Source organism: uncultured Cyclobacterium sp. (assembly GCF_963976465.1).
Taxonomy (GTDB): Bacteria; Bacteroidota; Bacteroidia; order Cytophagales; family Cyclobacteriaceae; genus Cyclobacterium.
Window position 1 is genome coordinate 1 of sequence record NZ_CAXBOC010000614.1, and the last position, 2,908, is coordinate 2,908.

Consider the following 2,908-nt stretch of genomic DNA (forward strand, 5'->3'; position numbering starts at 1 on the left):
CCGATAAAAGGATAAACGCCTACATTGCTGATGAGCGGAAGGGCGATGCCTGTGACAATCCCCCCACCAACAATAGGTTCATAAAGTGGTTGCTTATAGCTAAAGGTGGAGGTGAATTTTTCTGCTTTATTGCCCGCTCTTTTGATCAAAATTAATCCAATGGCTGTGGTGCCGGTAGATTGACCAAATTCTCCTAAGGCTCTTAATCGCCATTCTTTGGGAAAGAAAATTTTCCCCATCAAAAAATAAATTGTAATATTATAGCCTACGCCAGCTCCACCAAGAATTAATAATGGGGCCAAATTATCCGTCAAAGCTTTAATGGAAAGGCTTCCAATGGCGGCGACGATAAGGAGGTCCAGTGAGAGGTTGGTGATATAATTGATGTGCTTTCTACTGATATAGCCTGTTAATTTTGCTTTTTCAGCAAATACTTGTACCGCTAAACCGGCCAGCATGGCCACGGGAAACAATGGAATGAATTTATTTATTTTTGACTCTTCTTGAGAAAATATAGCCATCTCACTATAAGCTAGCCCTTTTAAAAATAACCAACCTAAAATTATGGTGAGCCCAACGATGGCTATCTGTAATGGGAAAGACACCTTCTTTACTTTTTCCAAGTTGTCATCTTTCTCTCCATTGTCCGACATTTTCATATCATGTGTTTCCTCCTTGCCATTTACATTAGACATAATGGTGCCAAAAATTATGGCAGAAACTAGCCCTATGGTGGCAATACCAAGCCCTAAGTCTACTCCCTGTTCAAATTCGATGGCAGAAAATGTATTCTTTAAGCCGGCAACTGTACCATGACCACCTTGAAAACCGATGGCTATCAATGCCCCGGATACCGCATCAATGTCAAACATTGGCTTAAGCAGTAAGATGGCAATAAGTAAACCGACGATGTATTGACCTAGCGCTAAGGTATAGCCAAAACATAGGTTGGGCATGCTTTTATTTAGGATGGTCTTGAAGTCAGGAATGTTTTTACCCAGAAACAAGCCTGCAAAAACGACTACAATTAGATAAGCCGGAAAATCTTTCCAAATGTTTACACTGGCTTCAGGTAGCAGTCCTTTAGGTAGGGCATTTATGCCGATACTTTCTGAGATAAGGGGCCCCAGAAGATCCGGCCCAAGCATTAGTGCCAGCACACCACCAATTAGCGAGGCTGGGATCATTAATTTTTTTAGGAAGGCCTCTTTAAGCACATAGGCAATAAAGAGGAAAAGGGTAATCAGTAGCAAGGCATTAAAAAACTCAAATGTCGCAAATTTCTCCATGAATCTGTTTGATTTTTGTACGGCGAATTTATTCCGGATTGATTTAAGATGGCCAGGGAGCTGAGGTGTATTTGAGAACTGATAAAATTTTAAGACCCTCTGTAAATGCTGAGGTTTATCAGACATTTAGATAATTTAAGTTTATCCAAAAAAACCTTATCGGATTTTCAATAGGATGCATGTTGGAATTCCGATTGCCTATTGAGAGGATAAAGCATTCAATTCACCCCTTTGTTTTGCCATAATATTTGGCAACTAAATTTGTTTTTGGTCATTCTATAGGGCAATTATTGGAACAAAAGTTTTGCCAAAAAATAAAAAGTACAGCTTTGATTTTTATATAGTTAACAATAATAGGAAACCCAAATTGAAGTTCCTTTTTTGAATTATTATTGAGATTAGCCAACCGGTAAAAGGTGCATTATAAATAAAATGAGCATGGGCTTTTTTAGCGAAAGCGTTGTTTTGTTGGCTTTTGGAGTGTTTGTTGTCAATTATTCCTTGGTATCAGTTGATAATCTACCATAGAATCACATCCAAAACTTGGCTGTGATTGCAATTATCCCTCTCTCAAAATGAGTTCTGAAATTTGCGAAATAGTACGGTAAAGGTCATCTGCAATAGCCTAGCCCAATCTATGGGTTTTTTTAAAGGACTTTGTATCGATTATTTTACCGTTGATTTGAGCCAAATTTCGGCCAATGCCGGCCAGGTCTCTCCGGCAGGGTTGCCATTCCTTAGTCCATAGCCATGTCCTCCTTTGGGAAGTAAGTGTAAGGAAACAGGGATTTTATTGTCCCTCAATGCTGTGGCCATAACCAAAGCACTATTGGCATGCGCATCGTCGGCTGTAGCAAAAAGAAACATAGGAGGAGTGTTGTCGTCAATTTTTAGTTCAGGAGTAAGGCTTCTATTTTCACCTTTGTCAAGGTAGGCAGGGTAGATCAACATGGCAAAATTTGGCTTGGAGGATAATTTGTCCTTGGCATCCTGAGCTTTATAGGTTACCTCATTGTACCGTGTACTTGCGCGGGCTGCCAAACTTCCGCCTGCTGAAAACCCAATTACGCCAATCTTTTCAGGATCCAATTTCCATGCTTCTGCTTCGCTTCGGACAATGCGGATCGCCCGTTGTATGTCGTTCAATGCGCCTTCCTGCTTTTGCGGTACCCGGTATTCCAGGACAAAGGCTGTGTAGCCCAAAGTATTCAACCATTCAGCTACCTCATAACCTTCTTTATCGATGGCTAAAATACGATAACCCCCTCCGGGGCAGACAATAACGGCTGCTCCATTGTTTACTTTCTCATCCGGTAAAAAAACCTTTAAAGTAGGATCAGTAACATCGGTCAACCTGGTCACTCCTCCACTGTGGTTATCTGTGACCACTGCCGGGTGTTTCGGGGCTGTTTCTCCCGGCACTTTATCCGGCCAAATGTGAATGAGCTCGTCATTTTGAGCTTGCGCCATGAAAACAAGTGAGAAAAAAAAGGAGCAAAGGGTAAGCATTACTTTTATTGGCTGCGGTTGTGTTTTCATGGGAGGCTTTGGTTGTTGACTTTTAGAATCAATTCAATTTCATAAATGGTTCCGCTTGTAAATTCCCTTTTTAATAAATG

General features: G+C 40.9%; 2 protein-coding genes. Both read right to left on the reverse strand.

The features are described from left to right. A partial coding sequence (locus AAC037_RS22955) for a sodium:glutamate symporter (RefSeq protein WP_339905908.1) occupies positions 1 to 1,289 on the reverse strand: 1,289 nt, incomplete at its 3' end. Between the two features lie 666 nt (positions 1,290 to 1,955). Then, positions 1,956 to 2,828: an alpha/beta hydrolase gene (locus AAC037_RS22960; RefSeq protein WP_339905909.1), complete on the reverse strand. Its 873-nt coding sequence runs from the start codon at positions 2,826 to 2,828 to the stop codon at positions 1,956 to 1,958. Between the last annotated feature and the right edge of the window lie 80 nt (positions 2,829 to 2,908).

Coding starts and splice junctions, on each gene's coding strand:
- AAC037_RS22960 (WP_339905909.1), bottom strand. CDS start 2,828: ATGAAAACACAACCGCAGCCAATAAAAGTAATGCTTACCCTTTGCTCC.